This is a genomic window from Mesorhizobium ventifaucium, assembly GCF_935822925.1.
GTDB lineage: Bacteria > Pseudomonadota > Alphaproteobacteria > Rhizobiales > Rhizobiaceae > Mesorhizobium > Mesorhizobium ventifaucium.
The window spans coordinates 205,325-228,646 of the sequence record NZ_CAKXZS010000008.1 but is presented as its reverse complement, the minus strand read 5'-3'; the positions used below and the strand labels follow the sequence as shown (position 1 = coordinate 228,646).

Here is a 23,322-nt window from a genome sequence, read left to right as displayed (position 1 = left end):
CCCTACTGCCCTACTGCCCTTCTCCCTTCGCAAAGACAGTACGACACCATGACGTCAGACCCGGAATTCCCGGACGATTTTCGCGCCGAGCTGGTCAACCTCTTCCTGTGGCGGCGGGATGTCAGGCGTTTCAAGCCGACGCCGCTCCCCGAAGGCGCGCTGGAGCGGCTGCTTGACCTCTCCAGCATTGCGCCCTCGGTCGGGCTGAGCCAGCCCTGGCGTTTCGTCGTGGTCGAGAGTGCGGCGTGCCGCGGCGCCGTGAGGGCTTGCTTTGAGCGCTGCAATGCGGAGGCGCTCGCATCGTTCGGCGGCGAACGCGCCGCGCTCTATGCGCGCCTGAAGCTTGCCGGCTTGAACGAAGCGCCTTGTCAATTCGCGGTCTTTGCCGACCGCGCGACGCAACAGGGACATGGGCTCGGCCGCCTGACCATGCCCGCGACCATCGAATATTCGGCGGTGATGGCGATCCACACTTTTTGGCTGGCGGCGCGCGCCGAAGGAATAGGCATGGGCTGGGTCTCGATCCTCGACCCGGCCGAAATGGCGACGATCCTGGATGCGCCGCCGGAGTGGACGCTGATCGGTTACTTCTGCGTCGGCTACCCGAGCGAGAGCCACAGCGTGCCGGAACTGGAGCGAGAAGGCTGGGAAGACCGGCGCGCTCCGATGGTGACAAGGCGGTAGTGCAACGGCGACGCTGCCAGCCTCCCTTGCAGGGAAGAATGGATATTATGGATGAATTCGCCGATCGCCGGCGTTGCCAACAAGACACCATGGCAAGCCAGCCGCGACGGCCTTTATCTGAGGAGAGGCCCAAAATGTTTCGCTACGACGTGCAGGCCGGGATCTGGGTCTATCCGGGCAAGGGCGGCTGGCATTTCGTGACGCTGCCGCCGGAGCTTGGGGCACGGATCAAGACGGCGACGGCGGGCATGGCACGGCCCTGGGGCTCGCTTGGCGTGGAGGCCGTCATCGGCCAGACCAGATGGCGGACATCGCTGTTTCCCGACAAGAAATCCGGCAGCATGCTGTTGCCGATCAAGACAGCGGTGCGGGTCCGCGAAGGCCTTCGGGCTGGTGACACGGCCAACCTGACGATCGAGATGCAGTTATGACAACATTGGTTTTGGCTGACGGCGACACGCTATGCGGCGGCTAAAGCACGTCGGCGACGCGCTTAAGTTCTTGTTTTTATGGATGTCGTTATCGCAAAACCGCTGAGCACTTTTGCGCGACATGCATTAGCGCCAGCCCCTTGGCAAGCCGGCGGGCGGCTTGTATAGAGCCCGCCACCCTGAATTCCACTCTCCATCACAAGGACGACCCCATGGCGCTCGAACGCACCTTTTCCATGATCAAGCCGGATGCAACGCGGCGCAATCTCACCGGCGCCATCACCCAGATGCTCGAAGAAGCCGGCCTGCGCGTCGTCGCCTCGCGCCGGGTGTGGATGAGCCGCCGCGAGGCGGAAGGTTTTTACGCCGTCCACAAGGATCGTCCGTTCTTCGGCGAGTTGGTCGAGTCGATGTCGTCGGGTCCCACGGTCGTGCAGGTGCTGGAAGGCGAGAACGCCATTGCCAAAAACCGCGACGTGATGGGCGCCACCAACCCGACCAACGCGGCCGAAGGTACCATCCGCAAGGTGCACGCGCGGTCGATCGGCGAGAATTCCGTGCACGGCTCCGACGCGCCCGAGACCGCCGCGCAGGAGATCAAGTACTGGTTCTCGGACACCGAGATCGTCGGCTGAGCCGACAACCCATCACCACGCAAAAAGGGGCCGGCGCAATGCCGGCCTTTTTTCATTGCTGCGATCCGGCACCGGACGCCGAAGCCGGCAACTGACCGAACAGAGCAGGGCCGCCGCCGGCCTCTGGCTCGACGTTCTCATCTTCTCCCACTGATGATCAGCGGATCGACCTGGTGGGCCAGCCCAGGCGATCACGAAGTCGTGTTCTCATAAGGTGTAACGCAGCGAGCCTCCGGACCGAACTGACCAATGCGCGCTTGAGGAATGGCGCGCGCAACAACTCAAGCGGAGGTGAAATCATGTCAACAATATCAACCGTGAGCGCGGCCTTCCTGGCCGGCGCCGTTGCCACGGCTCTCGCTTCTTTTGCGGCGGCCGCGCCGCTGTCCGAGGCAGAGGCCAAGGCGGCGATGGATGCCGGCAAGGAGAAGTGCTTTGGCGTCGCCCTGAAGGGGCAGAACGACTGCGCGGCAGGACCCGGCACCACCTGCCAAGGCACCTCGACGGTCGATTACCAGGGCAACGCCTGGAAGTTCGTCGACGGCGGTACCTGCACGACGATGGACCTGCCCGGCGACCGCAAGGGCTCGCTCACGGCGCTGAGCCGCGACGTCCCGTCCTAAGCAATGCAGCCTGCCCCGGAAAGCGGAGATGAAGATGAACGGACTGGCCCCAGCATCCCGCATATCGAAAACCTCGCGCTTTCCGGCGCACCCGATCGCCGGCCTCGCCGGCACCAGTTTCAAGCACGAGCATCTACACGCGATCCTTGGCGACGGCCCAAAGGACGGCTTCTTCGAGGTCCACGCCGAAAACTACATGGGCGCCGGCGGCCCGCCGCACGATGCGCTGGCCAGCATCCGCCGCGACTATCCCGTTTCGCTGCACGGGGTGTGCATGTCGATCGGCGGACCGCGGCCGCTCGACAAAGCGCATCTCGGTCGTTTCAAGGCGCTCGTCGACCGCTATGAGCCGGCGCTGGTTTCGGAGCATCTCGCCTGGTCGACCCACGACACCACCTATTACAACGACCTGCTTCCCCTGCCCTATACGCCGGCAACGGTTTCGCGCGTGGCGGATCACATCGATGAAATGCAGGAGACGATCGGCCGCCCGATCCTGCTCGAGAACCCCTCGACCTACGTCCTTTTCGCGGAATCGACGATGAGCGAGACGGATTTCATCGGCGCGCTGGTGCAGCGTACCGGTTGCGGCCTATTGCTCGACGTCAACAACGTCTTCGTTTCGGCCACCAATCACGGCTATTCAGCCCTTTCCTACCTCGCGGATTTCCCGCTCGCGCATGTTGGCGAAATCCATCTGGCCGGGCACGCCGAGCAGGCGGATGACGAGGGCGACCTGCTGCTCATCGACAGCCATGACGGGCCGGTCGCCGACGCGGTCTGGAAGCTTTTCGATATCGTCATCGGCCGATGCGGACCGCTGCCGACGCTGATCGAATGGGACAGCAACATTCCCGACTGGCCGGTGCTCAAGGCGGAGGCCGCCGCCGCCCAAGCGATTCTCGACAATCACGCCGACATCCACCATGTGTTCGGAAAAGCCCATGCCGCAGGATGAGCTCCAGTCGGGCGACCTTAGCCACCGGTTCGACTATGCCGCGGCATTCACCGCCGGTTTGCTCGATCCTGACCGTGCCCCGCCTGACGCTGTCTCGGGGCCGAACGGGAAGGCAGCGGTCAAACGATACGCCGTCTACCGCAACAACGTCACGGTCAGCCTGATCGATGCGCTGACCGCCAGCTTTCCAGCGACGCTGCGCATCACCGGCCCGGACTTCTTTCGGGCGATGGCGCGCTTCCATGTCCGCGAAACGCCACCCACTTCGCCGCTTCTGTTCGAATACGGCCGCGACTTTCCCGACTTCATCGAGCGCTACGACTATGCGCGGCCGATGCCATGGCTGGCTGACGTGGCGCGCTTGGAGCGGGCCTGGCTCGACGCCTATCATGCCGCCGACGCGGAACCGCTGGCTTCCGCAGCACTGGCCTCGATCCCGCCCGAACGGCTAGCCGATACCGTGTTCGTGCCACACCCGGCAACGCGTGCCACGCGCTCGCGCTTTCCGGTCGTGACGATCTTTGCGGCAAACCGGCGCAACGGCCCTGTCGGGCGGATCGAGGCGGACCGCCCTGAAGATGCGCTGGTCACGCGGCCCGGGCTCGAAGTCTTTGTTCGCCACCTGCCGCCCGGCGGCGCGGCCTTTCTGGATCGTCTCATGGCGGGCGAGCCACTCGGCGCGGCGGCCGGCGCAGCATTGGCAGAGCGTGCCGAATTCGACCTTGCCGCTAATATTGCCGGCCTGCTGCAGGCAAGCGCCTTCACAGCGGCACACCAGGGAGGGTGAGCATGACGAACCACGGGCGGAACGCCAGCACCGGGCCGCGAGGGCTCGCCCTCGCCGAGAGGGTGAACGCCGCGCTGCGCACGAGTGCCACACCGTCGCTGACGCAGCTTGTCCTGCGCTGCGCGCTCGCCGTCCCGTTCTGGCGGTCCGGCATCAACAAATGGGACGGTTTTTTGCAGTTGAACGATGTCGCCGTGCTGCTTTTCAGCTCGGAGCTCAAGCTGCATCTGCCCGGCGGCCCTTACGATTTTCCTGCACCTGGGCTGGTGGCGTTCGCCTCAGGGTCGGCAGAAATCCTGCTGCCAATTCTTCTCGTTCTCGGCCTGGCGACGAGACTGGCGGCATTCGGGCTGCTCGTGATGACGCTGGTCATACAACTCACCGTGCCGGACGGCTGGCCGCTGCACATCACCTGGGCGGCGATGGCGCTCGGCATCATGGCATGGGGACCCGGCCGGATTGCGCTCGATCACCGGATCGGCACTGACAAGGGCTGAGCTAATCCACCTCTTCCTCTTCCGCTTCCGCATTGCCATCAGGTGCTGGAGTAATGGTAGGCTTCCACCCAGCACGCGAGGTTTGGCAAGAACGCCGCAATACAACCTATCATTCACCGGGTCTAAGGTTCTCTGCCATCCAAGAGCCTGCAAGAATGAGATCATAATTGTCGGGTGCCCAATCGTGCCCGCCTCCAGCGCATGATAGTTGACATGGGCTTTAGCTTCTGAAAGCTGCTCGACAAGTTGCAGGGCATGGTGCGGCTGTCGCCTGCTGTCATGGAGCCCTGAAAAGATGAGCACCGGCTTTCTTGATAACTTTGGAAAGACAAAATCCTCGGCGATCACTTGTGGACGCAGCAAAATAGCTCCGACAAACAATTGCGGTGCAACTGCAAGCAGAGCTGTCGCAAAAATTGCCCCACTGGAATATCCAATAGCGAGCATGGTCTCGCTGCCGAATTCGGAAACAAAGCCGACAGGAGATATGCTTTCTTTTGCGAGGTCGAGCAGAGTTTCCGCAGATATGCTAAAATCCGGACCGCGTTGGAAAAAAGTGAAACCGTCACCATCGGAAATGTCCCTTTTGGGCAGTAGGACGGAACGTCAGGTGCGAGCTTTTCTACAAAGCCCTCGATAAGGGCTGGGTGCCCCGACGAGCCATGGACGCCAAGAATACCAAACACCTAGTCGCTCCCAATAAATCAGTCGCGCTGCGGGTAGCATGTTTTCCGCAACGGGCCGTGGGCGTGAATTCGGCCGCTGGCGAACGAGCCTCCGCTTAAGATCAGGATCGAAGGATTGCCATTCGGCAGCCCCTGGCGGTGACGCGAAGCATCAATTGGCCTGCTTCCAGCGGCTTGCGGCCTCGTCGTCAGCCTCCTTGGCATCGACCCAGCCGCCTTCCGAGCCGTCGGTGTGGTGTTCCTTCTTCCAGAACGGCGCGCGTGATTTCAGGTAGTCCATCAGGAAGTTCGCCGCCTCGAATGCCGCCTGCCGGTGCGTGGAGGCAGCGACCACCAGCACGATGTTCTCACCGGGTGCGATCCTGCCATGGCGATGGATGGCGGTGATGCCCTGCAGCGGCCAGCGGTGAACCGCTTCGGCGGCAATGCGGCCGATCTCGACCTCGGCCATGCCGGGATAATGTTCGAGTTCGAGTGCCGCGAGCCTGCCCGCTTCATCGCGGCAGAGACCCGAGAAAGTCACCACGGCGCCGATGTCGGCGCGGCCTTGCGTCATCTTGGCGATCTCGGCGGCGACATCGAAATCCTCCGCCTGGATGCGCACCGTCGGCACCACCGCGCCAGGCATTTCAGCCACCCGTCATCGGCGGGAACAGCGCGATCTCGCGCGCGCCTGATATCTTCTCGCGGTGCTCGACATGTTCCTGGTTGATGGCGACGCGGATCACGTCAGGATATTGCAGCGCGTGCTCGTACTCCTCGCCGCGCGATTTCAGCCAGCGCAGCAGGTCGGCCACCGTCTCGATGCCGTCGGGCAATTCGACGTCCTCTTGCGGCTTGCCGATCCGCTCGCGCACCCAGGCGAAATAAATGAGCCGCGTCGACATGCTACTCGTCCATGATGTGCTTGAGGCCGGCGCGGAAATAGTCGTAGCCGGTGTAAAGCGTCACCAGCGCGGCGATCCACAACAGCACCAGCCCGGTCTGGGTGGTCAGCGGGAAGATCTTGTCGCCGGCAGGTCCCGCGAGCAGAAAGGCGATGGCGATCATCTGGATGGTGGTCTTCCACTTTGCCAGCTGCGTCACCGGTACCGAGACCTTCAGCGCCGCCAAATATTCGCGCAGGCCCGAGACCAGGATTTCGCGGCACAGGATGATGATTGCCGCCCACAGCGACCAGCCGGCGATGCCGGCATGCCTATCGGTATCGGCCGCCAGCAGCAGCAGGCACGTGGCGACCAGCAACTTGTCGGCGATCGGATCGAGCATCTTGCCGATATTCGAGGTCTGCTGCCAGGCACGCGCCAGATAGCCGTCGAAATAATCGGTGATTGAGGCGAGCAGGAAAATGATCAGCGCCGACCAGCGGGCGAAGTCGCTCGACTTCAGATGGCCTTCTAGAAAGAAACACAGCACAACCAGCGGCACCGCGAGGATACGGACGTAGGTGAGCATGTTGGGCAGGTTGAATGCGCGCTGGGCCATATTTTTGGAAACTCTCTCTGCCTGCCTACTCAAATCAGAAGCGAATGTGGGGGGTCAACAGGCGATAGTCGATGGACCAGCCGAAAATAGCCGAATCATCAGCTCTCGTGAAAATGGTTGTAGACCAGCTTGGCGACCTGCTCGGATATACCATCAACCTTGACCAGATCCTCGATCGCGGCGCGGCTGACCGCCTTGGCGGTGCCGAAATGCATGAGCAGCGCGCGCTTGCGACCGGGACCGATGCCGCTGATCTCGTCAAGCGGGCTCTTGACCATCTCCTTCTTGCGGCGGGCGCGGTGCGAGCCGATGGCGAAGCGGTGGACCTCGTCGCGCAGCCGCTGAACGAAATAGAGCACGGGGTCGCGCACGGGGAGCGAAAACGGTGGCTTGCCCCTGACGAAGAAGCGTTCGCGGCCGGCGTCACGGTCCTGCCCCTTGGCGATGCCGATGGCCTGGACACGGTCCTCGATGCCGAGGTCGGCGAGGATCTGTCGTACCGCCGTCATCTGGCCCTGGCCGCCATCGATGAGGATGACGTCTGGCCAGGCCGGGAAACCGGTGTCCTCGATATCGTCGCCCTGTTCGGCCAGGATGTCGTCCGCCGGCTGTTCGCTCTGCGGCACCTCGCCATGTTCCTTCAGCAGCCGGGAGAAACGCCGCCCCATCACCTCGCGCATCATGCCGAAATCGTCTCCCGGCGTGATCTCGGTCGAGCGGATGTTGAATTTCCGGTACTGGTTCTTAACGAAGCCTTCCGGCCCGGCGACCACCATGGCGCCGACGGCGTTGGTGCCCATGATGTGGGAGTTGTCGTAGACCTCGATGCGTACCGGCGGTTTCTTCAGGCCGAAAGTCTCGGCAAAACCGGTGAGCAACCGCCCTTGCGTCGAGGTCTCGGCCAGCCGGCGGCCGAGCGCCTCACGGGCGTTCTGCAGGGCGTTGTCGGTCAGGTCCTTCTTCTCGCCGCGCCGCGGCACTGAGATCGCCACCTTGCGACCCGCGCGGGTGGAGAGAGCCTCGGCCAAAAGTTCCTGGTCCTCGACGCCCTGCGACAACAGGATGGCGCGCGGCGTCGGCTTGTCGTCATAGAATTGCGCCAGGAACGAGCCCAGCACCTCGGCCGCCCCCAGCGCCGGATCGGCCTTGGGGAAATAGGCGCGGTTGCCCCAGTTCTGGCCGGTGCGGAAGAAGAACACCTGGATGCAGACCTGGCCGCCTTCCTGATGGATGGCGAAGACATCGGCCTCGTCGACGGTCTGCGGGTTGATACCCTGATGGCTCTGCACATGCGACAGCGCCGCCAGCCGGTCACGATAGATGGCGGCACGCTCGAAATCGAGATTTTCCGCGGCCTGCTGCATGGCAGCGGAGATATCGGTCTTCACCTTCTGGCTGCGGCCGGACAAGAAGTCCTTCGCCTCGGCGACCAGCTTGGCATAGTTACTATGCGAGATTTCGCCGGTGCACGGGCCGGCGCAGCGCTTGATCTGGAACAGCAGGCAAGGCCGGGTGCGGTTCTCGTAGAAGGAGTTGGTGCAGCTCCTGAGCAGGAAGGCGCGCTGCAGCGAATTGATGGTGCGGCCGACGGCGCCGGCCGAGGCGAAGGGGCCGAAATAGTCGCCCTTGCGCGAGCGCGCGCCACGATGCTTGTAGATGCCGGGCGAGACATGATCGCCGGTCAAAAGGATGTAGGGGAACGACTTGTCGTCCCGCATCAGCACATTGAATCGCGGCCGCAAGCGCTTGATAAGGTTGGCTTCAAGCAGCAGCGCTTCGATCTCGGTGCGGGTGACGACGAACTCCATCGTCGCCGTCTCGCGCACCATGCGGCCGATGCGGCTGGTGTGGAAACGGCCTTGCGCGTAATTGGTCACCCGTTTCTTCAGGCTGCGCGCCTTGCCGACATAGAGCACATCTCCGGCGGCATTCATCATGCGGTACACGCCGGGCGCGTTGGGCAGCCGTTTGACCAGCGTCTGGATGACTTCGGCGCCGACCATGCCGTCTGCATCGCCGGCATGCGGCGCCCAATCGATGGCCGTGAAAGCGACATCAGGGCCGTCGGAACCGGGCGTTGACGGTTCGACGATCTCCTCCGCCGCCTCGTCCTCGAGGTCGACATCGGGGGGCAGGTCGTCGGCGGCGCCGCCGCGTTTGTGTTTCTGGTCCATGGGACTCATTCGACAATGCCTGTCACATCCGGCGTCTGCCACGCAAGGTGCTGGCCGCCGTCGAGCGCGATCATCTGGCCGGTGACCGAGCTTGCGCCCCAGAGATAGCGGATGGTGGCGCCGAATTCAGGCAATTCCGGGCCGCGCTTCAGGATCAGGCCGTCGACCTGCGCGGCAAAATCCCTGTCTTGCTGGCGCGCGCTCTTCAGCGTCGGGCCGGGACCGATGGCATTGACGCGAATGCGGGGTGCCAGCGCCTGCGCCATCATCTGCGTCTGCGTCCACAATGTCGATTTCGACAGCGCATAGGAGAAATAGCGTGGCGTCGGGCGCCAGACGCGCTGGTCAATCATATTGACGATCAGCCCGTCTTGGCCTTCCGGCAGAGCGCGGGCGAATTGTTGCGCCAAAAGTGCCGGCGCCTTCACATGGACGGCGAAGTGACGGTCCCAGGCAATCCAGTCGACGTCCTGAACCGTGTCGTCCACGAACATCGAGGCATTGTTGACCAGCAGTGTAACAGGTCCGAGCGCGGCTGCGGCGCGGCCGACCAGGTCGCCGACCGCGGCCATGTCGGTCAGGTCGGCGGCGACCACAGCGGCGCGGCCATCTTGGCCAAAGTGGCCGCCGTTGATCCGCGCAGCCAACGCTTCCGCCTCGGCCCGCGAGCGGTTGCAATGGATGGCGACAGAAAAACCGTTCGCGGCCAGATCCTCGACGATAGCCTTGCCGATCCGCTTGCCCCCGCCCGTCACCAGCGCCGTTCCAGCGGCCTTGCTCATCCTGTCAATCCTCAGTGGGCTTCGATTTCAGCCAGTCGGCGAACTATGGCTGGCCAAGCGTTAAATGCCGTTCGGACCTTGGGCAGCATTGTGGCAAAGCGGCCGGATCGGTCTTTCGACTGTGGCCGGGACTCGGCCGTCAGACCGCAATATAGGGCTCCGGACCCCTTGCTCCAAGCGGTGTTCAGCGCGGCACGGCAAAGCCTCCTGACACTATCTGTTGCGCAGATGCAACGTCAAAGTTCGGCCTCATTCGTGCCCGGTAATGACCCAAGTTCAGGTTCGCTTCAGCCGCATTTCGACACGACATTCGGAACCGTTGAGCGCCAGACCCGTTTATCCCCCCGGCGGGTTGAGGGCGCTTGTGAAAAGCAAGCCTGTGCCTGTGGCTTAAGGAGTAAAGAACAATGCAAGCCAATCTTAAATTTGCGCGACCGCTGGCGGTGGCGTTTGGGCTCTTCGCCCTCGGCGGAACCGCCTATGCTGCTGACGTCATCTCGGAAGAGCCGCCGGCACCCGCCCCGATCGCCGAACTTCCGGTCGCTTCGTGGGCCGGTCCCTATGCCGGTGTGAGCGTCGGCTACGGCTTCAGCGGTCATGCTGATGCCGACGATTTCGGCGTCGACGTCGACACCGATGGTTTTGTCGGCGGCGTCTTCGGCGGCTATCAGTGGCAGGCGGAGAACTTCGTGTACGGTGCTGAAGCCGATATCGGCTATAGCGGCATCGAGGGCGACGACGCTGGCGTCGAGGCCAAGGGCGGCTTCGAAGGCTCGCTGCGCGCCCGCCTCGGCTACGCCGTCACCCCGGAAATCCTGCTCTACGGCACCGCCGGTGGCGCGCTCAAGAACCAGGAGATCGAAGCGGCCGGCGCCAGCGACGAAAACACCATGCTCGGCTGGACGGCCGGCGTCGGTACCGACATCAAGATCACCGACAATGTGTTCGGCCGTGTCGAGTATCGCTACACCGACTTCGGCGACAAGGACTTTGACGGTATCGGCAAGGTCAAGTCGACCGACAACCGCGTCACCTTCGGCGTCGGCATGAAGTTCTAAAATCGTCCAAGCCACGACACGAAAAAGCCGGGCCTCGTGCCCGGCTTTTTTATGACCCGTTCTCTGGCTGCCGCTCACGCCGGGATGCAGGCCTTCAGCTCCGGAAACCTCTCGTCGAAGCGCGCTGCCCAGCGGACCAGCCGGTTGCGGCCCTTTTCCCATTTTCCGGCAAAGCGCAGCGAGAGATAGCCAAGGCAGACGCGCAGCGCCAGCTGACCGGTGGTGATCTTCTTTGGCAGCTTTGGGGGATTGGCGTTGAGCAGATCGAGCGCGCTGGTGATCTTCGCCCATTGGCGGTCGAGCCACGGCTGGTAGACCATGTCTTCGGGGCGCGTGCGCCGCTCATAGACCATCGACAGCGCGCAGTCGCAGATGCCGTCGGCCAGCGCTTCCAGCACTTCCGCCTCGAGGCGCTTGTCGGGATTGCGCGGAAACAGCGCGTTCTTCGACATGCGGTTGAGATGCTGGGTAATGGCGCGGCTATCGTGGATCGAGCGGCCGTCGTCGAGCACCAGCACCGGGATCTTGCCGAGTGGATTGGCGTCGATCAGCTCAGCCGGTTTGTCCTCGGTTTTTATCGGCACGAGATCGACGGCGATGCCGGCATAAAGCGCGGCCATGCGCACTTTGGAACTATAGGGTGACGTGGACGCGTAGAGCAGTCTGGGCATGATCGATTTCCTGTTTGCCGAGTACAGAGCATGGACGCGCAAAGGACGCTGTAGCACTTTAAATCTGCGTATGATCCATTTCCGCGACACTGTTGGCCGGACATCCCGGTATGATCAACAGCCACAGGCGGAAAAACCGGGCGCCACGGCGAACGACCGTCCTCCTCCACGATCCCGAGGCAAACGAGCGGTACGGCAGTTCCAGCCTAAGAGCATCTGAGCAGGTCAGACGGATCCGAAGCCGAGCCAACTCGGTCTTGCACCAGGAATTTCTCTCCGGGCACAGAGAAATGCCCCACCGGACTTCGCCGTACGGCGAAGTCCTGGGAGCTGCGAAAAGCTGTCTTCCCTCCGCCTCTGTTGCTGCCCGAGCACTGACCCTGCGAGCGAGGCGCCTGTTCGGCACCCGCCCTCAACCGTCTTCAGCACTGTCCTCCGCGAGCGAAGAAACGCGATTACTTCTTGGCCTTCGCGGTCGCGGCCTTCGGCTTGGCCGCAGGCGCTGCTTTCTTCACCGCTACCGAAGACTTCGCTGCAGCCGCTTTCTTTGCCGGCGCAGCCTGCTTGGCCGGTGCAGCCTTCTTGGCCGGCGCAGTCTTGGCAGGCGCTGCTTTCTTCGTTGCCGGCTTCGCCGCGGCTTTTGCAGCCGGCTTCTTGGCCGGCGCTGCTTTTGCCTTGGCGGAGGCAGCCTTGGCAGGTGCTGCTTTCTTCACCGCCGGTTTTGCCGCGGCCTTCGCGGCCGGCTTCTTGGCCGGCGCTGCTTTTGCCTTAGCCGCGGCGGCCTTCGGCTTGGCAGCAGGTGCTGCTTTCTTCACAGCGGCTGCGGCCTTTGCCGCCACTGCTTTTACTGGTGCTTTCTTTGCCGGTGCCTGCTTTGCCGGTGACTTGGATGCCGGCGCTTTGGATGACTGTTTAGCCATATCATGCCCCTTCGTTGTGCCGACGGCCGTTAATGACCCCGGCGCGTAATGCATATCTGACTCGCGCTTGTCTAGCCAGCGAAGCATTAGCATGATTCTTTCAGTTTAAGTTTTGATTACCGGCGACACACGCTCGTGCTGATTTCGCAAAATGCGGCTGCTGCTCTTCGCGCTTTGACGAGGGTTTGCGACAGACATTCTGCGCGTTTTACCCGACCAATCTCGCTACGAAGCGCTGAAGGTTAGCAAGCGTTTTGCTCGTCGATCATCGACCGGCAACGCCATGATGGACTGCTTCAACCATCTCATCGTCTTGTGCAACCAGACGATCTACACAAGCCACAAAGCAAAACGCGGCCCGCTCTGCGCCAGGACCTTGCCTGCGTTCGAGAGGGCAATTTTTGCCGAGGTTGACAGATTACTCTATTCCGCAGAGTATTCTGCAGTATGCGGGAGAAGCGCATGTCATTCGCGCAAGATCAACCGGCGCTGTCCCAGATCAGTGAGACTGAACGCCTGACACCACAGCAGGCCCGATGATGGTTGCCGACGAAATCATCCACCAGAGCGTGCGTCTCAGGATCATGGCCACGCTGAATGCTCTGGAACGGCGCAAAGCGCTGGAATTCGCCCGATTGAAGGCCATCGTCAATGCGACCGACGGCAATCTCGGCGCGCATATCGATATGCTCGCCAAGGCGGGATATGTCGATGTCGAAAAGCTGTTTGTCGGTCGTCGGCCGCAAACGCGCGTCAAGGCGACGTCAGTCGGACGGCGCGCCTTTCGCGGTCACGCCGCCTTCCTTCGCGCCATCCTCGATGAGGCGGAGCAGCCAGGCAAACGCGGTCAGCGCAGGACTCGGCAGCGGCCGTTGTAGACCATCCAGCGGTCGAAGCCCGCGACGCAGAATTCGACATTGTCGCCGATCGAGGCAAAGCCCTGCCCTTCCTCGATCAGATACCAGATGCTGCGGGCGTCGCCGTCGGACAGGCTGACGGTGGCGCCGCAATAGCGGCGGCCGATCGGCCAGGTTTCATTGGCCGGCAGATAGCGGTGCTGGTGGATGCCCTGGAAATCGGTGATCTCGACGTCGGGCAGATTCGGCACGTGGTGCACCTGGTAGGAGAAGCGGCTGGTGATCTTGTTCAGCACCCAGGCCTCACCGCAAACGCCGCTGTCTTCTTCGGTATAGACGGCAAGGTCGGCCGCCTTTGCTGCCTGGGTGACAGCGAGTGACGTGCCGAGCGGCGTGCAAAGGGCGATCAGTGCGGCAAGCGCGGATTGGGCGAAGCGAGTCATGGCAGCCTCTTATGGTCGACTGCGTGCACTGTGCGGATTCGCTTGCGCGCGGTCAAGCGGTTGTAGCGACAATGGTTTCCTAGTCTGAAATCGCCTTCAACCAGGGCAGGCGCGCGGATACGTCCGCCACCTCTACGCGGCCAGCCATTCCAGCGTCCAATGCGCCGGTTTTTCAACGACAAGCAATTTGTGCAAGGCCGGCAGCAGCGTGCGCAATTCGCCTTCCAGCGTGAACGGCGGGTTGACCACCACCATGCCGCTGCCGTCAAGGCTGGGCTCGGCCGATGGCGGCCTGATCTCGAAGCCGATGTCGAGCAGCTTCGGGACACCTGACTGCACCAGCACCTTGCGGAAGGCGGCGACCGCCTTGCGGTCCTTGACCGGATACCACAACGCATAGACGCCGCCGGGCCAGCGCTTGTGGGCTTTGCGCAGCCCGTCGACGAGGCGGTCGAATTCACCCTTCTCTTCGAAGGGCGGATCGACGAGCACGAGGCCGCGCCTTTCCTTCGGCGGCAGATGCGCGCCGAGCGCCAGCCAGCCGTCGATCTCGATCACCCGGGTCTGGAAATCGCCAGCGAATAGCGCCCTCAGCTTCGCGGCGTCCTGGCGATGCAATTCGATCGCCGACAGCCGGTCCTGCTTGCGCATGAGATGACGCGCGATCAGCGGCGAGCCCGGATATTTTTTCACGCCGCCGCCAGGATTGAGCGAACGGACGGCTTCCAGATAAGGCGCCAGCAGCGCTGCCGCCGGCGCGTCGAACGCGGCATCGACAAGCCGGCCGATGCCGCCTTGCCATTCGCCGGTCTTTTGCGCTTCAGTCGCCGACAGGTCGTAGCGGCCGATGCCGGCATGGGTGTCGATGACGCGGAACGCCTTGTCCTTCTGCTTCAGATATTCGACGAGCCGGCTCAGCACGACATGCTTGACGACATCGGCGAAGTTTCCGGCGTGATAGGCGTGGCGGTAATTCACGATCTAGTTCGAGCCCCTGCCCCAGCGTGGCGGTGGCGGCTGCGAGTTCGGATCTTGCGGCCGGCGGCCGCCGAAACGCAACGCCAACAGCAGCCCGATCAGGCCGGCCGCCATCAGCGAGAAGCCGACCGGCCGCGCCCGGCGGTCGATCTCGCCGACACCGGAACGCAGCACGAGGTCCACGGCCCGCATCTCGATGCCCTCGGCGTCGCCCGGGCCGATGGTGAAGAGGTACGGGCCGGGGCTGACCTTCGCGATCAGGCCGGCTTCGTCGCGAAAGATCTTGTCCGGCAGTTGCGGGCTGACCTGGCGCGGATTTTCCGAATGGTTGAATTGCAGCGTCGAGGCGAGCACCGTCCTGCCGCCGGTGGCGGCGGTCAGCGTCAGCACGGTGCGCTGTTGCGAGACGTCGATGCGTTCGGTTCTCGCGGTGAGGTCGACCAGCACCCGCACCGGCGCGTCGCGAACGGCCAGCGGCACGGTCACCGGCCTGAACCGGCCCTGTTCGTAGACCCGCCAGGTGCCGATCTCATGGCCGGAGAAATTGGTCATCGCCCAGGGATAGACGACGCCGATGCCGATGCCGGCGAGCAGGATCAGAAGAAACAGAAAGCGCATGCGCTCGACTACCTAGCCCTGTTGTTGTTTGATCATGATCTCGTCCGAAAACCGGTTCCCACTTTTTGCTTCGCTGACAATAGCATCGGACCCAAAGGTGGGAACCGGTTTTGGGAAAATCCGAATGATCTGAACGGCCGAAAGAGGGGATCAGCCCTTCCCCTTCTGGAGGCTCGATTCCAATGCGCGCTTTCCAGTCTCATCGAACAAATGCAAATGTTGCGGCGGGAATGCCACCGTCACCGTCGGGCCAGCCGTCAGCGCAGCCCGGTCGAGCGTGAAGACGTTGAACGGCAGGCCATGCAGGCCGAGATGCAGGATGATGCCGAAGCCGGTGGGCTCGATCAGGTCGACCGTCGCCCTCAGGCTGCTCTCCGAGGCCGGCGACATCTCGACATGCTCCGGCCGGATGCCGAGCGTCACCGCCGCGCCTTCCTCCAGTTGATAACCAGACGAAAGCCCAATCAGCGTTCCGTCAGGCAATCGTGCGCCGGCCGTGCCTGCGCCGACCTCATAGCGCGCCGACAGAAAATTCATGGCCGGCGATCCGATGAAGCCGGCGACGAACAGGTTGGCAGGGCGGTCGTAAAGCTCCAGCGGGCTGCCGACCTGCTGCACGACGCCCTCATGCATGGCGACAATCCGGTCGGCCAAGGTCATCGCCTCAATCTGGTCGTGGGTGACATAAATCGAGGTCGCGCCGAGATCGCGGTGCAGCTTCTTGATCTCTGCCCGCATCTGCTCACGCAAGCGCGCGTCGAGATTGGACAGCGGCTCGTCGAACAGGAATGCCTTGGGCTGTCGCACGATCGCGCGGCCCATCGCCACACGCTGGCGCTGACCGCCCGACAATGCCTTCGGCCGCCGCGCAAGCAGCGGCTGCAGCTCAAGCTTCCTGGCCGCATTGCTGACGGCGGCCGTGATCTTCTCGCGGGCAGCCTTCCGGATGCGCAGGCCGTAGCTCATGTTCTCGGCGACATTCATGTGCGGGTAGAGCGCGTAGGACTGGAACACCATGGCGATGTCGCGGTCTTTGGGCGCCCGCTCATTGACGCGCATGCCGTCGATCCGGATCTCACCTTCGGTCACCTCCTCGAGCCCGGCGATCATGCGCAGCAGCGTGCTCTTGCCGCAGCCCGACGGCCCCACCAGCACCACGAACTCGCCGTTCGCTATCGACAGGTCGACGCCGTGCAGCACGGAGACGATGCCGAAATTCTTGCGGACGTTGCGGACTTCGATCGATGCCATGAAACCTCACTCAGCCCTTGACCGCGCCGGCCGTCAGGCCCTGGACCAGATAGCGCTGGATGAACAGGAAGAAGAGGCAGGCCGGGATCAGCGCCAGCACGCCGGCCGCCATCATCTGCCCGAAATCGACCGAAAACTTCGACACGAAGGTGAGCAAACCGACGGGAAACGTGGCGGCGCTGTTGCCTGAAATCAGCATCAGCGCGAACAGCAGTTCGCTCCATGCGGCGGTGAATACAAAACCCAGCGTCGCGGCAATGCCGGGCAGCGTCAGCGGCAGGACGATCTGGCGAAACGCCATGAACTGCGTGGCGCCATCGATCTTGGCCGCCTCCTCCAATTCCTTGGGAATGCCGTCGAAAAACGACTGCATCAGGAACGTCGCGAAGGGGATGTTGAAGGCGGTGTAGACGACCACGAGCCCGGTCAGGCTGTTGGTCAGCCCGAGCGGAGAGAGCATCTTGAAGATCGGCGCGACCAGCATCACCAATGGAAACATCTGGGTGAGCAGCATCAGCGCGACCAGCCAGTATTTGCCACGGAAGGTGAAGCGCGACAGCGCATAGCCGGAGAGAGACGCGAGCAGCGTCACGATCACGGCCGTCGCGCCGGCAACGATCATGCTGTTCCTGAAGAAGACCGGGAATGCGCTGTGGGCCAGCACGAAGCGGAAATGTTCAAAGCTCATCCGCGACGGCCACATTCGCACGCCCTCCGAATAGAGCAGGTCGTTCGGCGTGACCGATACTTTCAACAGCCAGAACAGCGGGAACAGTGCAAAGAGGACGTAGCAGAGGATCGCCACGCGGTGCAGCGCGGTGCCGAATGTCGAATAGCTGTTCATCTGGTCATCCCCGATCAGGCCCGATCCATCAGGACTTGCCGCAGCATGACGATCAGCATCGAATAGGCGAGCAACAGGACGAGCAGCACCAGCGCAATGGCCGAGGCATAGCCGAAATCCAGGGCCCTGAAGGCTTGCGTGAAGATGTAGCTCGCGACGATCTGCGTGCGGTCGGCAGGCCCGCCGCTGGTCATGACGATGATCAGGTCGGCGAAGTTCGAGATCCAGACGGTGCGCAACAGCACGGTGATCGCAATGGTCGGCGCAAGGAATGGCAAGGTGATCGACGTGAACCGCCTGAATGCCCCGGCGCCGTCGATCGCCGCCGCCTCGTAGAGGTCGCGCGGGATGGCCTGGAGCGCGGCCAGCAGCGTGATGGCGAAGAAGGGAATGCCCCACCAGACGTTGGCGATGATCGGTCCCCACATGGCAAGCTGCGGATTGGAAAGGATGTTGGTCGGCTCACTCATGAGGCCGAGCCCATAAAGCCAATGCGGCAGCGGTCCGATGACGGGGTTGAACAGCCACGCCCAGTTGAGCCCGGTGAGGAAAGTCGGCACCGCCCAGGGCAGGAACACCAGCGCCTGCGCTATGGCGCGGCCGGCGAACGGCCGGTCGAGCAACAGCGCCAGGATCAGGCCGAACACGAATTGCAGCAAGACGGACGCGCCGGTCCACCACAGCGTGTTGCGTAGCGCCCGGTAAAAATTGTCGTCCTCATAAAGGGTGCGAAAATGATCGAGCCCGACATACCCGCCGGAGAAGGGATTGAGCAAGTGCACGTCGCGGAAGGCATAGGACAGGCCCAGCACAAGCGGCGCCAGCATGATGGTGACGATCAGAATCAGCGCCGGGGCGGTGTAAAGATATGGCTCGGCGTGACGCGTGATCCGGTCGACCAGCGACCGGCGGCGCGATTCCGGGAACCCGGCGGTGGCGTCAAAAACCATCAGCTAACGCTTTCGCTCCAATTGGCCATCCTTCCAATCGCCCATGGACGAGACTAACGGAGCCACCCGCGAAGGGCGGCTCCGATGCTCCAGGTCCGCCGTTTATTTCTTGGCCAGGTATTTCTGCTGCGCCTTGGTCAGATAGTCGGCCCACTGGTTGGCCATTTCCTCTGGCGTGATATCGCCAAGCAGTGCCTGTTGACTGGTCTTGATGACCATCGAGTCCTTGAAGAAGGCGAACTCCTCGAGATAGGTCGGCATGACAGTCGGCACCGCATTCTTGTCCTCGAGTTCGGCGAACCAGCCCTTGAACTGCTCGCTTGCGTAGAAGGGATCCTTTTCGGCCGACTTGTGGACCGGCAGCGCTCCGGTGCGCTTGTTCCACTCGATATTGCCCTCCGGCCCTTCGAGCGTTTCGATCAGCTTCCAGGAGAGGTCCTTGTTCTGGCTGGCCGCCATCATCGACCAACCGGCGTAGCCGATGGTCGGGAACGTCTTGCCGCTCGGCCCCTTCGGCATGGTCGTGACACCGTAGTCTTCCGGCTTCATCCGCTCGGCTATCGCGATCAGCGCGTCTGGATCCTGATCGAGCATTGCGCAGGTGCCGGTGTAGAATCCGGCGACGATTTCGTTAAAACCCCAGTTGACGCTGTCCTTCGGCGCCAATCCCTTCTTGTACAGGTCGACGACCCAGGTCAGTCCCTTGACCCAGCCTTCGCTGTTCATCGTCGAGGTGCCGTCTTCATTGAAGAACTTGTTGGAACCGGCCATGGATGCGCCGAACATGATCCAGCCGTTGAGGCCGCCCGGCCCGCCGCGCAGGCAGTAGCCATATTTGCCTGGAAGCTTGGAAACTTTTTCCGACGCCGCCACGAACTCGTCCATCGTCTTGGGCGGCTCGGTGACACCAGCCTCCTGGAACAGCTTCTTGTTGTAGAACATCGCCCGGAGATAGAAGCCGTAGGGCAGCATGTAGGCGGTGTTGTTCACGTCGCGGCCGAGTTCGAGCGCGCGATCGGTGAGGCCCGAGGTATGCTCCCATTTGGCAAGATGGGGTTCGAGGCTTTCGAGAAGGCCATTGTTGGCATAGAGCGACAGCCAGGTGTCCGGCATCTCCATGACGTCGGGGATTTCGCCGGCGGACACCATGGTCGCGAATTTCTGGAACGCCTCGCCCCAGGGCAGCGAGATCACCTCGACCTTCGTGCCCGGGTTGGCCGCCTCGAATTTGGAGACGATCGACTTCAGGGTTTCGGTGCGCTCGGGGCTGGTGATCACCTCCACGAGCTTCAGCGTCGTGTCGGCGAGTGCAGCACCCGACATCAGTACGGTGGCGAATGTGGCGATAAGAAGCTTCTTCATTTTCCGTTCCCTTCTTGTCTGGTTGCTTCAGGTCTTTTCTTCGGAAGCGACGTCGATCGCCGCTTCCAGGTCACTCCACAGCGCCTCGGTTCCCTCGAGGCCGACATGAAGACGCACGGACCGCGGATGAACGCCGAACGCCATCGCGGAATTGGGTTGGGCCTTTTGCTGCAGCACGACCTCGCCGGGCACGATGAGGCTTTCGTGGCCGCCCCACGACACGCCCAGCTTGAACAACTTGAGGCGGTCGGCAAAGGTGCGGATGTCGATGCCGTCGCGGAAGACAAATGAGAACAGGCCCGACGTGCCGGTGAGCCCGGCGGGAAGCAGGTTGGCCAACCCCGGATGGCAGACCTTCTCGACGACATGATGTTCCTGCAGGCGCCGGGCGATTTCGAGGCCGGAGGCCTGATGCGCGCGCATCCGGATCGGCAGTGTGCGCAAGCCGCGGATCAAGAGCCAGGCGTCGAATGGCGACAGCTTGCCGCCGAGATATGGATAGGCTTCGCCGCGGATGCGGCCGATCAATTCCTTGGAGCCCGCGACCACGCCGGCCACCACATCGCTGTGGCCGCCCAGGTACTTGGATGCGGAGTGGACCACAACGTCGACACCGAGCGACAGCGGCCGCTGAAAGACCGGGCTGGCCCAGCTGTTATCGATGATGGTCGGGATACCGCCGGACTTTGCCAGAGCAGCGAGCGCACCGATGTCATGCGTTTCCATGACCCAACTGGTCGGGCTTTCCATATAGAACAGCCTGGCGCCAGGCAGGGCGCTCGCGACAGCCGCCTCGTCGCGCCCGTCGACATAGGTCACTTCGACGCGCATGCGCGCGAGCAATGTCCCGAACAGTCTGAACGCGTCCGGGTAGATATGCCTGACCGCGACAATGCGGTCGCCCGGTTCGACGAAGCTCAGCACTGCCGATGAGATGGCGGACATGCCGCTTGCAAAACCGATCGCGTCCTCGGCGCCCTCCAGCTTTGCCAGCATTTCCTCGAACATGCGCACGGTCGGGTTCAGCCCGCGCGTGTAGGTCGGCCGCACTTTTTCGCCGCGGTATGTCTCGAGCATCTCGTCATAATTCGCGAAGGTGAAGAGCGAGGTCTGCACGATCGGCGGGACGACGGCATCGAAGGCGTTGCCCTCGTCATGGGCGGCGATCAGCGAGGCCTGGTCGAAAAAATCGGGACCGTTCATTTCGACATTTCCTCGATATCCTCTTCCACGATCTCGAGGATCTTCAGCGTTTTTCCGCGCGCCAGGTCCGCATCCCTGGCGACGATGGCATCGAACAGCTCGCGGTGATACGGGAACGATCGCCGCGCGAAATCCTGCCGGTCGAAAGGATGGTCCCAGAAGCGCTCGAACGCTTCGCGCATCTGCCCCAGCAGCTGCCGGAAAAGCGGATTGTGCGTGGCGTCGTAGACGGCCAGGTGAAATGCCAGGTCTTCCGGCCCCGACGTGCCGGTGGCGAGATGGACGCGCTCCATCTCGATGAGTTTTTCCTCGATCGTCCGCAGATCGTCGACTGTCCGCCGCCGCGCCGCAACCATGCTTGCCTCGGCCTCGATGCCGCGGCGCACCTCGAGGGTGTGCAAGAGACCATCGCGCAGCTCTGCCGCATCGAGCGACAGCGGCAAATGAATCGTGCCGGCGGATATCGGCTTGAGCAGATAGGTGCCGCTGCCTTTGCGGGTTTCGGTAACGCCAAGCGCTTCGAAACGCCCCATCGCCTCCCGTATCGTCGAACGCCCGACGGAAAGCGCGGCCATCAATTCGCGTTCGGTCGGAAGCCGGTCACCGCTCTTCAGCGCAGCGCGCTCGACATAGTCGGCCAGCGCTTCCATAACTTGTTTGCCGCGGTCCAAGGGCGGGAGCGTGGCGATTGCCACGCGCGTGGCAGGTGCCCCGGGCAGTTCGCCGCGCGTTCGCACGGGCACCTACGCCCAAAATTGGTCTGACATCTTAGCAGTTTTGCGCGCCGCCCGCCTTTCGTCAAGTGGCCTGGGCAGTGTCTCAGTTGCATGTCGGCTCACACCCATTGCGGAACCTTGAACGTTGCCGCAAAGGGCGTCTTCTGCGACCTTGCAAAATCAGATGCAAAACGTCGTTTAATCGGAGATTTTGCAACAGTTGCTTTGAGCCAAAGCTACCGTTCAGCCTCATCTTGGAGAGAGGCCATCGAGCAGGAAGCCGAGGCCTTTCCGGAAAGCGCCGTCCCAATCATTGTCCAACAGCAGACGAGAGCGTTCGATTGTCGGGTAGCGTTCGCTGAGACGTGTAAGGCGCTGCTGCGCGGCGGCCCTGTCGTCGTCCGAGAGGTCGAAGCTCGCCCGGGTGATGGTGGCGCCCATCACATAGTTCCAGAGCGACCATATCGCGACGTTCACATCTGCGTCGGCAACACCGGCTCGGGACAAGGTCTTGCTCAGCAGTTCCAGGCGACTGAGGATGTTCGGGCCGAGCGCTCGGCGCGGCAACAGCGATGCCGACCAAGGATGGCGCAGCATGCTGGCGCGCCAGTCTTCGAGCATATGAACGACTTCTCCGCGCCAGTCTTGAGCTATTTGCTGCGGTCCGCGATATTCGAGCACCGAGTCGAGCGCCAGATCAAAGACATCCTCTTTGTTGTCGACGTGCCAGTATAGGCTCATCACGCCCGAGCCGAGGCGATCGGCCAGCCGACGCATCGTCAATCCGTCGACTCCTTGAGCGTCAAGCAGTTCCACCGCGGTCACCACGATACGATCCCGAGAGAGCGGCGGTTCACTGCGTGGCTCATGCACGGGCTGGAGCCACTCACTTATCCGCTGAGGCCGTTTGCCCCGGGCGTCGCTACGTTTGGCTGCCATCCGTCTTCCTCGCTGTTGAGAACGTCGATTTTGACCGGCAAAGCGATGAATGTCGATCTTGAAGGATTTCCTCGTACGGCGTACCAAATACCGACTCGTACTATGTACGAGTCGGTGTATGGTAAAGTTCACATGCCGGCTGCGAGGGCACGTTCCTCGCAGAGCCAAGAGAAAATCATGTCACGTGAGAAAATCATGTCGCGCGCAATCAAGCATCTGCTTATCGAAGGGCTAATCATCATGACCATGGGAGTTCCCACGGCGACGACAGCCAATGAGAAGGATCTCAAGCTGACCATCGTCAATCCACAAAACCTCTACGATCCGTCGCCGAATGGCTACAGCACGGCGGTGATCACGCCCCGCGGAGCCCGGGTGGCCTACATCTCCGGACAGGGCGGCCAAGACAGCACAGGAGCCTTGTCGCCCGACTTCGCCGTCCAGGTTGAGCAGGCCTACACAAATTTGCGCACCGCCCTCGATGCGCTCGGTGCGAGGCCGGATCAGGTCGCCAAGCTCACGGTCTTCGTGGTCGATCACGATATGTCCAAGCTTGAGGTGTTGACCAAGAACGTCAAGAAAATGTTCGGCGAGGCGCTGCCGGCGCAGACTCTGATTCCCGTTCCCAAGCTTGCAATTGACCCCATGCTCTTTGAGGTGGAGGCCGTCGTCATTCTGGAATAGGTGGTGCCGGTCGCCTTTCGCAATTATCCTGAGTTCCGCGGAATTACGAATTCCGGATCGCGGTAGGGACGCTCAGCAATGGGCGT

27 protein-coding genes are annotated in these 23,322 nt (G+C 62.5%); 10 read left to right on the top strand and 17 right to left on the bottom strand.

Annotated elements, in window-relative coordinates:
• Positions 1-48: 48 nt before the first annotated feature.
• The 7 genes from bluB to NMG70_RS06820 all read left to right on the top strand — a co-directional run bounded on the left by bluB (position 49) and on the right by NMG70_RS06820 (position 4,615).
• The gene (gene bluB, locus NMG70_RS06850) at positions 49-684 is read left to right on the top strand and encodes a 5,6-dimethylbenzimidazole synthase (RefSeq protein ID WP_254023829.1); all 636 of its coding nucleotides are present in this window, start codon (positions 49-51) and stop codon (positions 682-684) included.
• Between the two features lie 134 nt (positions 685-818).
• Positions 819-1,115, top strand: a complete 297-nt coding sequence (locus NMG70_RS06845; RefSeq protein ID WP_254023819.1) for a DUF1905 domain-containing protein — start codon at positions 819-821, stop codon at positions 1,113-1,115.
• A 212-nt stretch (positions 1,116-1,327) separates the two neighbouring features.
• A complete protein-coding gene (gene ndk / locus NMG70_RS06840) occupies positions 1,328-1,750 on the top strand; it encodes a nucleoside-diphosphate kinase (RefSeq protein ID WP_254023818.1) in 423 nt (140 codons plus the stop codon).
• Positions 1,751-2,049: 299 nt separating this feature from the next.
• The gene (locus NMG70_RS06835) at positions 2,050-2,373 is read left to right on the top strand and encodes a BufA1 family periplasmic bufferin-type metallophore (RefSeq protein ID WP_254023817.1); all 324 of its coding nucleotides are present in this window, start codon (positions 2,050-2,052) and stop codon (positions 2,371-2,373) included.
• A 28-nt stretch (positions 2,374-2,401) separates the two neighbouring features.
• Positions 2,402-3,331 carry an MNIO family bufferin maturase gene (gene bufB / locus NMG70_RS06830; protein WP_254023816.1) on the top strand — a complete coding sequence of 310 codons (930 nt, stop codon included), beginning with the start codon at positions 2,402-2,404 and terminating at the stop codon, positions 3,329-3,331.
• Positions 3,318-4,118 (top strand): HvfC/BufC N-terminal domain-containing protein, encoded by an 801-nt coding sequence (locus NMG70_RS06825; protein WP_254023815.1) that lies wholly within the window; start codon positions 3,318-3,320, stop codon positions 4,116-4,118. The genes bufB and NMG70_RS06825 overlap by 14 nt, the downstream gene beginning before the upstream one ends.
• Before the next feature lie 2 nt (positions 4,119-4,120).
• The gene (locus NMG70_RS06820; RefSeq protein WP_254023814.1) at positions 4,121-4,615 is read left to right on the top strand and encodes a DoxX family protein; all 495 of its coding nucleotides are present in this window, start codon (positions 4,121-4,123) and stop codon (positions 4,613-4,615) included.
• 837 nt (positions 4,616-5,452) lie between these two features.
• Here the strand turns inward: NMG70_RS06820 and NMG70_RS06815 are convergent.
• From NMG70_RS06815 to NMG70_RS06795, 5 genes are all read right to left on the bottom strand, one after another.
• Positions 5,453-5,929 carry a molybdenum cofactor biosynthesis protein MoaE gene (locus NMG70_RS06815; protein ID WP_254023813.1) on the bottom strand — a complete coding sequence of 159 codons (477 nt, stop codon included), beginning with the start codon at positions 5,927-5,929 and terminating at the stop codon, positions 5,453-5,455.
• Position 5,930: 1 nt separating this feature from the next.
• Complete coding sequence (moaD, locus tag NMG70_RS06810) at positions 5,931-6,188, bottom strand: molybdopterin converting factor subunit 1 (RefSeq protein ID WP_254023812.1); 258 nt, start codon at positions 6,186-6,188, stop codon at positions 5,931-5,933.
• Position 6,189: 1 nt separating this feature from the next.
• Positions 6,190-6,786, bottom strand: coding sequence for a CDP-diacylglycerol--glycerol-3-phosphate 3-phosphatidyltransferase (gene pgsA / locus NMG70_RS06805; RefSeq protein WP_254022349.1), 597 nt, complete (start codon positions 6,784-6,786; stop codon positions 6,190-6,192).
• Positions 6,787-6,884: 98 nt separating this feature from the next.
• Positions 6,885-8,969 (bottom strand): excinuclease ABC subunit UvrC, encoded by a 2,085-nt coding sequence (gene uvrC / locus NMG70_RS06800; RefSeq protein WP_254023811.1) that lies wholly within the window; start codon positions 8,967-8,969, stop codon positions 6,885-6,887.
• Positions 8,966-9,742 (bottom strand): SDR family oxidoreductase, encoded by a 777-nt coding sequence (locus tag NMG70_RS06795; protein ID WP_254023810.1) that lies wholly within the window; start codon positions 9,740-9,742, stop codon positions 8,966-8,968. The genes uvrC and NMG70_RS06795 overlap by 4 nt, the downstream gene beginning before the upstream one ends.
• A gap of 407 nt (positions 9,743-10,149) precedes the next feature.
• On the opposite strand from NMG70_RS06795, the gene NMG70_RS06790 reads away from it, so the two are divergent.
• Positions 10,150-10,800, top strand: a complete 651-nt coding sequence (locus NMG70_RS06790; RefSeq protein ID WP_254023809.1) for an outer membrane protein — start codon at positions 10,150-10,152, stop codon at positions 10,798-10,800.
• Positions 10,801-10,874: 74 nt separating this feature from the next.
• Here the strand turns inward: NMG70_RS06790 and NMG70_RS06785 are convergent, their stop codons facing one another.
• Both NMG70_RS06785 and NMG70_RS06780 read right to left on the bottom strand, forming a co-directional pair.
• Complete coding sequence (locus tag NMG70_RS06785; protein ID WP_254023808.1) at positions 10,875-11,471, bottom strand: glutathione S-transferase family protein; 597 nt, start codon at positions 11,469-11,471, stop codon at positions 10,875-10,877.
• Positions 11,472-11,926: 455 nt separating this feature from the next.
• On the bottom strand, positions 11,927-12,391 hold the full coding sequence (locus NMG70_RS06780; RefSeq protein WP_254023807.1) for a hypothetical protein: 465 nt from the start codon (positions 12,389-12,391) through the stop codon (positions 11,927-11,929).
• A 536-nt stretch (positions 12,392-12,927) separates the two neighbouring features.
• Here NMG70_RS06780 and NMG70_RS06775 point away from each other — a divergent pair.
• On the top strand, positions 12,928-13,269 hold the full coding sequence (locus NMG70_RS06775; RefSeq protein ID WP_254023806.1) for a transcriptional regulator: 342 nt from the start codon (positions 12,928-12,930) through the stop codon (positions 13,267-13,269).
• Here the strand turns inward: NMG70_RS06775 and NMG70_RS06770 are convergent.
• The 10 genes from NMG70_RS06770 to NMG70_RS06725 form a co-directional block, all read right to left on the bottom strand.
• Positions 13,239-13,691 (bottom strand): hypothetical protein, encoded by a 453-nt coding sequence (locus tag NMG70_RS06770; RefSeq protein ID WP_254023805.1) that lies wholly within the window; start codon positions 13,689-13,691, stop codon positions 13,239-13,241. The two genes, NMG70_RS06775 and NMG70_RS06770, sit on opposite strands and share 31 nt — an antisense overlap.
• A gap of 132 nt (positions 13,692-13,823) precedes the next feature.
• Entirely contained in the window at positions 13,824-14,669 is an 846-nt protein-coding gene (locus NMG70_RS06765; protein ID WP_254023804.1) for a 23S rRNA (adenine(2030)-N(6))-methyltransferase RlmJ, read from the bottom strand.
• 3 nt (positions 14,670-14,672) lie between these two features.
• Entirely contained in the window at positions 14,673-15,287 is a 615-nt protein-coding gene (locus NMG70_RS06760) for a hypothetical protein (RefSeq protein ID WP_254023803.1), read from the bottom strand.
• Between the two features lie 150 nt (positions 15,288-15,437).
• Entirely contained in the window at positions 15,438-16,538 is a 1,101-nt protein-coding gene (locus NMG70_RS06755) for an ABC transporter ATP-binding protein (RefSeq protein WP_254023802.1), read from the bottom strand.
• Positions 16,539-16,548: 10 nt separating this feature from the next.
• Positions 16,549-17,382: a carbohydrate ABC transporter permease gene (locus NMG70_RS06750; protein ID WP_254023801.1), complete on the bottom strand. Its 834-nt coding sequence runs from the start codon at positions 17,380-17,382 to the stop codon at positions 16,549-16,551.
• 14 nt (positions 17,383-17,396) lie between these two features.
• Positions 17,397-18,332, bottom strand: a complete 936-nt coding sequence (locus NMG70_RS06745) for a carbohydrate ABC transporter permease (RefSeq protein WP_254023800.1) — start codon at positions 18,330-18,332, stop codon at positions 17,397-17,399.
• A gap of 102 nt (positions 18,333-18,434) precedes the next feature.
• Positions 18,435-19,694: an ABC transporter substrate-binding protein gene (locus NMG70_RS06740; protein WP_254023799.1), complete on the bottom strand. Its 1,260-nt coding sequence runs from the start codon at positions 19,692-19,694 to the stop codon at positions 18,435-18,437.
• Positions 19,695-19,721: 27 nt separating this feature from the next.
• Positions 19,722-20,897 carry a PLP-dependent transferase gene (locus NMG70_RS06735; protein WP_254023798.1) on the bottom strand — a complete coding sequence of 392 codons (1,176 nt, stop codon included), beginning with the start codon at positions 20,895-20,897 and terminating at the stop codon, positions 19,722-19,724.
• The gene (locus NMG70_RS06730) at positions 20,894-21,547 is read right to left on the bottom strand and encodes a FadR/GntR family transcriptional regulator (RefSeq protein WP_254023797.1); all 654 of its coding nucleotides are present in this window, start codon (positions 21,545-21,547) and stop codon (positions 20,894-20,896) included. The genes NMG70_RS06735 and NMG70_RS06730 overlap by 4 nt, the downstream gene beginning before the upstream one ends.
• 315 nt (positions 21,548-21,862) lie before the next feature.
• Positions 21,863-22,552: a TetR/AcrR family transcriptional regulator gene (locus NMG70_RS06725; protein ID WP_254023796.1), complete on the bottom strand. Its 690-nt coding sequence runs from the start codon at positions 22,550-22,552 to the stop codon at positions 21,863-21,865.
• A 195-nt stretch (positions 22,553-22,747) separates the two neighbouring features.
• On the opposite strand from NMG70_RS06725, the gene NMG70_RS06720 reads away from it, so the two are divergent.
• The gene (locus tag NMG70_RS06720) at positions 22,748-23,236 is read left to right on the top strand and encodes a RidA family protein (protein ID WP_254023828.1); all 489 of its coding nucleotides are present in this window, start codon (positions 22,748-22,750) and stop codon (positions 23,234-23,236) included.
• The last annotated feature ends 86 nt before the right edge of the window (positions 23,237-23,322 follow it).

Bases quoted from the DNA above. Each gene is read 5' to 3' on its own strand.
- bufB (WP_254023816.1), top strand. From the start codon at position 2,402: ATGAAGATGAACGGACTGGCCCCAGCATCCCGCATATCGAAAACCTCG.
- NMG70_RS06780 (WP_254023807.1), bottom strand. From the start codon at position 12,391: ATGGCTAAACAGTCATCCAAAGCGCCGGCATCCAAGTCACCGGCAAAG.
- NMG70_RS06825 (WP_254023815.1), top strand. From the start codon at position 3,318: ATGCCGCAGGATGAGCTCCAGTCGGGCGACCTTAGCCACCGGTTCGAC.
- NMG70_RS06770 (WP_254023805.1), bottom strand. From the start codon at position 13,691: ATGACTCGCTTCGCCCAATCCGCGCTTGCCGCACTGATCGCCCTTTGC.
- NMG70_RS06795 (WP_254023810.1), bottom strand. From the start codon at position 9,742: ATGAGCAAGGCCGCTGGAACGGCGCTGGTGACGGGCGGGGGCAAGCGG.
- moaD (WP_254023812.1), bottom strand. From the start codon at position 6,188: ATGTCGACGCGGCTCATTTATTTCGCCTGGGTGCGCGAGCGGATCGGC.
- ndk (WP_254023818.1), top strand. From the start codon at position 1,328: ATGGCGCTCGAACGCACCTTTTCCATGATCAAGCCGGATGCAACGCGG.
- NMG70_RS06745 (WP_254023800.1), bottom strand. From the start codon at position 18,332: ATGGTTTTTGACGCCACCGCCGGGTTCCCGGAATCGCGCCGCCGGTCG.
- NMG70_RS06730 (WP_254023797.1), bottom strand. From the start codon at position 21,547: ATGGAAGCGCTGGCCGACTATGTCGAGCGCGCTGCGCTGAAGAGCGGT.
- NMG70_RS06755 (WP_254023802.1), bottom strand. From the start codon at position 16,538: ATGGCATCGATCGAAGTCCGCAACGTCCGCAAGAATTTCGGCATCGTC.
- NMG70_RS06835 (WP_254023817.1), top strand. From the start codon at position 2,050: ATGTCAACAATATCAACCGTGAGCGCGGCCTTCCTGGCCGGCGCCGTT.
- NMG70_RS06760 (WP_254023803.1), bottom strand. From the start codon at position 15,287: ATGCGCTTTCTGTTTCTTCTGATCCTGCTCGCCGGCATCGGCATCGGC.
- uvrC (WP_254023811.1), bottom strand. From the start codon at position 8,969: ATGAGTCCCATGGACCAGAAACACAAACGCGGCGGCGCCGCCGACGAC.
- bluB (WP_254023829.1), top strand. From the start codon at position 49: ATGACGTCAGACCCGGAATTCCCGGACGATTTTCGCGCCGAGCTGGTC.
- NMG70_RS06750 (WP_254023801.1), bottom strand. From the start codon at position 17,382: ATGAACAGCTATTCGACATTCGGCACCGCGCTGCACCGCGTGGCGATC.
- pgsA (WP_254022349.1), bottom strand. From the start codon at position 6,786: ATGGCCCAGCGCGCATTCAACCTGCCCAACATGCTCACCTACGTCCGT.
- NMG70_RS06820 (WP_254023814.1), top strand. From the start codon at position 4,121: ATGACGAACCACGGGCGGAACGCCAGCACCGGGCCGCGAGGGCTCGCC.
- NMG70_RS06845 (WP_254023819.1), top strand. From the start codon at position 819: ATGTTTCGCTACGACGTGCAGGCCGGGATCTGGGTCTATCCGGGCAAG.
- NMG70_RS06785 (WP_254023808.1), bottom strand. From the start codon at position 11,471: ATGCCCAGACTGCTCTACGCGTCCACGTCACCCTATAGTTCCAAAGTG.
- NMG70_RS06725 (WP_254023796.1), bottom strand. From the start codon at position 22,552: ATGGCAGCCAAACGTAGCGACGCCCGGGGCAAACGGCCTCAGCGGATA.
- NMG70_RS06790 (WP_254023809.1), top strand. From the start codon at position 10,150: ATGCAAGCCAATCTTAAATTTGCGCGACCGCTGGCGGTGGCGTTTGGG.
- NMG70_RS06815 (WP_254023813.1), bottom strand. From the start codon at position 5,929: ATGCCTGGCGCGGTGGTGCCGACGGTGCGCATCCAGGCGGAGGATTTC.
- NMG70_RS06775 (WP_254023806.1), top strand. From the start codon at position 12,928: ATGATGGTTGCCGACGAAATCATCCACCAGAGCGTGCGTCTCAGGATC.
- NMG70_RS06735 (WP_254023798.1), bottom strand. From the start codon at position 20,897: ATGAACGGTCCCGATTTTTTCGACCAGGCCTCGCTGATCGCCGCCCAT.
- NMG70_RS06720 (WP_254023828.1), top strand. From the start codon at position 22,748: ATGTCGCGCGCAATCAAGCATCTGCTTATCGAAGGGCTAATCATCATG.
- NMG70_RS06740 (WP_254023799.1), bottom strand. From the start codon at position 19,694: ATGAAGAAGCTTCTTATCGCCACATTCGCCACCGTACTGATGTCGGGT.